We start from the raw sequence: 4,707 nt of genomic DNA on the forward strand, positions 1-4,707 counted from the left end.
TTTGAGGCGCAGCGACAGACCCTGCTCACAGTAGAGGCGGTAGATTCTTTTGTGATTATCGCGCCAGCCTTCCCGCCTGAGCATCACGTGTACCCGGCGGTACCCGTAATGCCCAGCTTGCGACAGACGTCCGGCACTGACGTACCCAGCTCAGCCTGCTTCAGGGCAAAAACAATCTGCTCTTCGGTAAATCGTGACTTTTTCATCGGCACATCCTCCGCTCAGGGGAGTGTGTATCATGCCGGAATTCTGTTTCTGAATGGAGCAGGATTTTGGGTCAGGGTCAAGTGTGAAAGTTAAACCATTGGATGCGCCTTCAATAAGTTCAGGCAGTTGTTGCTGAAGACACTGGATCCCGACAGGAATAATACGCCCATATTCAGCGAGCAGAGAACGAATCTGGTTAGCCAGCGCGGTTCTCTGCTCAACTATAAGTTAACGGGTATTACGCAGCGCTTTGATATCCTGCTGCTCCGTGTTTTTGACCGGAACAAAGTGGATGCCCGGGCGGCATGCTGTTTCACAAATCGCCAGCGCATCGTTTGCATCGTTCTTCTGACTTTTGGCAAATGCTTTCACGTACTGGGCAGGGATAAGCCTTACGCTGAATCCCATAGCACTGAGGGTTCGGCCCCAGTAATGAGAGGTTGAACAGGCTTCCATCACGATTAACGTACCCGGTTCAAACTGGCGAAGCGTATTCGGCAATTTCTGACGCGATATTTTTCTGTTCCAGGCAACGGAACCATCAATCATCCAGACACATACCTGAAAAATAGATTTGGCAATATCGATACTAACAACTCTTATCGTGTTCATGTGATGTTCTCCCGGATCAATGCAATCAGTAAAAGTATGGCACTGACTACCTTAGGAAAGGGCGTCCATCACATCACTACAATCATAGATGGTTGCTGAGCCAGCCAGTTGAGTAAGTGGCTACGCGAAAGTTTTATCTTTCCAGTCGGTTTTCCATAAGCATTAATACTGAAAAGATAAAAGTTGGTTTTAGCCAGATCGATGCCGGTGATTTTCATTTCAGACATGGTATCCCCTTACTTTTTTTCTGATTAAAGTTCATCCATCATGGCCGAAATGGATGCTGCCAGGAGGGGGAAAACCATCTCATCGCTTACGTATCATTTTGTAACGGTTGACTAAGTGTAAATCTGTTACTGGCGTTATTGGCCCATTCCCTTAATCATCCGTCTCATGACGTAACATCCAGGTGCTCCCACCAAAAAGCAAGTTCCCTACAACCTGTTCCCAGGTTTCTGTTTCAGCCAGTTTCATTTTCACTGACAAAAAATCGGCATGGCTCAGAATAATTTCATCACCGTCAGCCGCGGATTCCAGCACATAGCCGTCGGCCAGCACTGATTTTTCCTCGCGGGGGCTCCGCGCTGAACGCCGGTAAAAACTTTTAATACACCCACCGTTGTTCAGGGTTGATAAGATAGTGTTTTCTGGCGTTCGCATAGAGATCCGTCCTCTCTTCAGTTGAGATAAAAATTAAAATTAGGGTTAGCCTAACGCTTCAAAGATCATATCCATCGCGAACCCCTTATACTGAAGATGTCGGATTTGTTTGTTTTTTTCCTTTGGGTCAGAAGGTAATGCTTCACCGAACTTTTTGACCCGGGCCTCTTTGGCTAACAGATACCAGTCAATCTCACTGTTATTGATCTCTTGCTCTATCAGTGCCGCTGGAAATCCTTTCTGGCGGATTTCTTGTTTTATTCGTGTGGGGCCGTGCAGTTTTTTAATCTGTTTATCCAAAAGATCAGTGAGTAATTGGGCATCATTGAGCGCGTGGTTATCGATCAAGCGGTGTAAAACACGCTCGATATCCTCTACATTATCGGTCTGCCGGCTCAACTGGCGATGCATATCGCCAGAGGCGTAATTTTTCTTGGCCAGCAGCGATGCTGCATACTCATACAATTCCTGCTCGGTCATGGTCTCACCTTGTTAACGTGACCTCAGCACCGCTGGCTGGGGCCTGTCTTGTTCCTTTGCTACTCGCCGGATATATACCGGACGTCGTTTACGCAGGCTCCAGCGCGATGGTGTGGCAGGCAGCTGTACTGCCTAGCCGTCGGCTGCACAGACCGTACTCCGCCATGACATCCATAAACCGGCCGACGTCCTCAACACGGGGGGCAGATGGCTACCGTCCTGGGCAAAGGCGGCATTCAGCGCCGCTTTTTCGACATAGAATCCGTTGTGCTGTGACGGTATTGGCGTCACACCGGACTTCCATTCTTTCATGTCCGGCATATAATTATCCCAGCCCTGGTCTTTCAGGGTTTCAGAGGCGTAGGTGAGCCGGAACAGGTCGGATTGTGCGGCAGGCGCGCCAGAGGTAGTCCAGATGTTGGCGCAACTTGCCAGCCGGGCCGTGTTTGCGGCCACGTTCGAGTAACCACTGGATGTCAATCGCGACGCTCCTGGGGAAGCGTTTTTGCTTTTGGGCAGTGGCCAGCCAGCGGATCAGAAACAGGTTTTCGGCAGAGGGCGTGTCGGTGATACCGTCCTGGCGTGCCAGCCCCAGCGCCGCCAGATGGCTGAGCGCTGAAGTAGTGTTTTCCGGAGTAACGGATTCGGTCTTGTCTAACAAGGGCTACCCTACCTGTCGAAACGAAGAGTTAGTGACGGATATGTGCCAAGTCGTCAGCGGTCAGACTTGTCATTTTCATGACGGTGTCGTGATCTAGACCGTTCTGCAGCATGGTGCGGGCAATTTTGAGTACCTCTTCCTGCCTACCCTTCTCGATGCCCTTTTGTTCAAGCTGTTGCGCAATAGTCATGAGTTCATCCTCGTTTTGCGGAACCCACAGCGTCAGTTCACGTATGAAAGCTTCAGCATCCGACGATTCACCGGCCTGGATAATGATAATGTAGTGTACCAGTGAAATTACCTGTGGCGAAGACATATATCCGGCCAGCTTGGGGGGGTTAAGATTTTTGGCCAATTCGTTAGTCAGAACCTGTAACTGTTTTTCGTCCCTAAATTAACCTGTTTTTGATGCTACATTGAACATATCAAAATCAGGCAGATACATAAATTTCTAAACAGGCTCGACTAACGAGGTGAAGGCCTTTGGGATCCACATCTTCAATCCATGCCCCTTGCCTGGACTGACCCCAAAAGTTGGACAGTTCATGTTAAGCGGCTATCAGGGCCTGGGTTCGGTATTCTACCGGACTCAGGCCTTTTAATTTCAGGCTGATCCGCTCGTTGTTATAGTAATGGATATAGTCCTCTATTGCCTTCCTCAGTTCATTCAGAGCGCTGAACCTGTTCAGGTAAAAACACTCCGATTTCAGTGTGCCGAAGAAGTTCTCCATCACCGCGTTATCCAGGCAGTTTCCCTTGCGCGACATGCTTTGTGTTATACCCTGCGCCTTTAACTTTGCCTGATCGCCTGCCATTCGATATTGCCAGCCCTGATCCGTGTGCAGCAACAGTGCATCCTCCGGTCCGAGCACTGAGAATGCATCGTGCAGCATCGTATTAACCATCTCCATCACCGGCCTTTCCGACAGGCTGTAGGAGATAATCTCCCGGTTAAACAGATCGAGAACCGGCGACAGGTACAGCTTTTTACCCTGCACCGAGAACTCTGTAACATCCGTGACCCATTTTTCGTTGGCTTTCGATGCACTGAAGTTCCGGCTCAGGATATTGGGGGCAGCCTTGTCCACTTCCCCCTTCCAGGCACGATATTTCTTCACCCTTATCAGAGAACGGAGTGACAGCTCCGCCATCAGCCGTTGCACTGTTTTATGGTTTACCAACACCCCCTGTTTTCTCAGTGAGAGCGTGATCCTGCGGTAGCCATAACGCCCTTTGTGATAGTGGTAAATCTCTCTGATTTTGTCTTTCAGCCCGGCATGCCTGTCCACTCGCTTCAGCGCATTCATATTGTGATACCACGTACTGCGGGACATACCCGCAGCACGCAGAAGATCGCCGAGCGCATACTCCAGCCTTAGCTCACTGATTATTCCGGCTTTCTGCCGCTTTTCTCGCTTTGAACTAAGGCCTTCAGCTTTTTTAGATAGGCATTCTCTGCACGCAGGTAACGGAGTTCAGCCCGCAGTTCTTCGGGAGATAACTTTTCCAGTGCAGCATCGGTAAGTGGAGGTGTTTTTTTGGGTTTTGTCATGTCCTTGCTCCGGCCTGGTTTTATGCTCAGAAGTCCTTTCTCACCTGCGTCTTTGTAAACATTCACCCAGTGCCGGACAACGGTTTCAGTTGAGATATTAAACCGTGGGGCAGCTTCACGCATCGTAAGTTCTTCATTGAGAACAGCCTGGACAACTGTCATCCGGAACGCCGGAGAATGGCGGTCATTTTTCCAGGTAATGCCATCAATACCGTGGAGTTGCCAGGCTCTTACCCAGAGTCGCACAGATGTTCTCTCAACACCAAAGCGTTCAGCTGTACGATGTGTTCCATCTTTTCCGGCAAGGTAGTGATTAACTACAGCTAATCTGATTTCGAGGGAATATTTTGGCTTTGCCATAAAAAACTGCACCTTACTCAGTTGGGTGTCCAACTTTTGGGGTGCAGTCCAGCCAAGAGGGGCGTAATTATAACAAATTAAACACACAAATAAGAGGAAATTATATTACTAGTTGACTCATGAGGTCTCATCATAGAAACACACCTATAATATATTTCTTTCTCTTAGATAACGT

6 protein-coding genes and 3 pseudogenes are annotated in these 4,707 nt (G+C 49.1%); all 9 read right to left on the reverse strand.

Annotation, left to right across the window (positions count from 1 at the left end; translation table 11 throughout):
• Positions 1-108, reverse strand: a pseudogene (locus tag H5P17_RS26095) (IS3 family transposase); the annotation flags it as partial.
• A pseudogene (locus H5P17_RS26100) lies at positions 90-206 on the reverse strand (transposase); the annotation flags it as partial. The pseudogenes H5P17_RS26100 and H5P17_RS26095, both read right to left, overlap by 19 nt.
• A gap of 229 nt (positions 207-435) precedes the next feature.
• On the reverse strand, positions 436-819 hold the full coding sequence (locus H5P17_RS26105) for a transposase (protein WP_370570066.1): 384 nt from the start codon (positions 817-819) through the stop codon (positions 436-438).
• A 68-nt stretch (positions 820-887) separates the two neighbouring features.
• Entirely contained in the window at positions 888-1,046 is a 159-nt protein-coding gene (locus H5P17_RS26110; RefSeq protein ID WP_182825877.1) for a transposase, read from the reverse strand.
• A gap of 151 nt (positions 1,047-1,197) precedes the next feature.
• A complete protein-coding gene (locus H5P17_RS26115; RefSeq protein ID WP_182825878.1) occupies positions 1,198-1,479 on the reverse strand; it encodes a cytoplasmic protein in 282 nt (93 codons plus the stop codon).
• A gap of 45 nt (positions 1,480-1,524) precedes the next feature.
• Positions 1,525-1,959, reverse strand: coding sequence for a regulatory protein RecX (locus tag H5P17_RS26120; protein WP_182825879.1), 435 nt, complete (start codon positions 1,957-1,959; stop codon positions 1,525-1,527).
• Between the two features lie 352 nt (positions 1,960-2,311).
• Positions 2,312-2,620 carry a DUF2913 family protein gene (locus H5P17_RS26855; protein ID WP_370570067.1) on the reverse strand — a complete coding sequence of 103 codons (309 nt, stop codon included), beginning with the start codon at positions 2,618-2,620 and terminating at the stop codon, positions 2,312-2,314.
• Positions 2,621-2,648: 28 nt separating this feature from the next.
• Positions 2,649-2,978: pseudogene (locus tag H5P17_RS26130) on the reverse strand (Rpn family recombination-promoting nuclease/putative transposase); the annotation flags it as partial.
• Positions 2,979-3,168: 190 nt separating this feature from the next.
• Positions 3,169-4,532, reverse strand: a protein-coding gene (locus H5P17_RS26135; RefSeq protein ID WP_182825880.1) for an IS3 family transposase whose coding sequence is annotated in 2 segments (ribosomal slippage) — positions 3,169-4,055 and positions 4,055-4,532 — 1,365 coding nt in all. Because the reading frame shifts where the segments join, the coding sequence is not laid out codon by codon here.
• Positions 4,533-4,707 lie beyond the last annotated feature (175 nt).

The sequence above is a fragment of the Serratia sp. OS31 genome, from assembly GCF_014164835.1.
GTDB lineage: Bacteria > Pseudomonadota > Gammaproteobacteria > Enterobacterales > Enterobacteriaceae > Serratia > Serratia liquefaciens_A.

Excerpts from the sequence above, each read along its gene's own strand:
- H5P17_RS26105 (WP_370570066.1), bottom strand. The coding sequence starts at position 819 with ATGAACACGATAAGAGTTGTTAGTATCGATATTGCCAAATCTATTTTT.
- H5P17_RS26110 (WP_182825877.1), bottom strand. The coding sequence starts at position 1,046 with ATGTCTGAAATGAAAATCACCGGCATCGATCTGGCTAAAACCAACTTT.
- H5P17_RS26115 (WP_182825878.1), bottom strand. The coding sequence starts at position 1,479 with ATGCGAACGCCAGAAAACACTATCTTATCAACCCTGAACAACGGTGGG.
- H5P17_RS26120 (WP_182825879.1), bottom strand. The coding sequence starts at position 1,959 with ATGACCGAGCAGGAATTGTATGAGTATGCAGCATCGCTGCTGGCCAAG.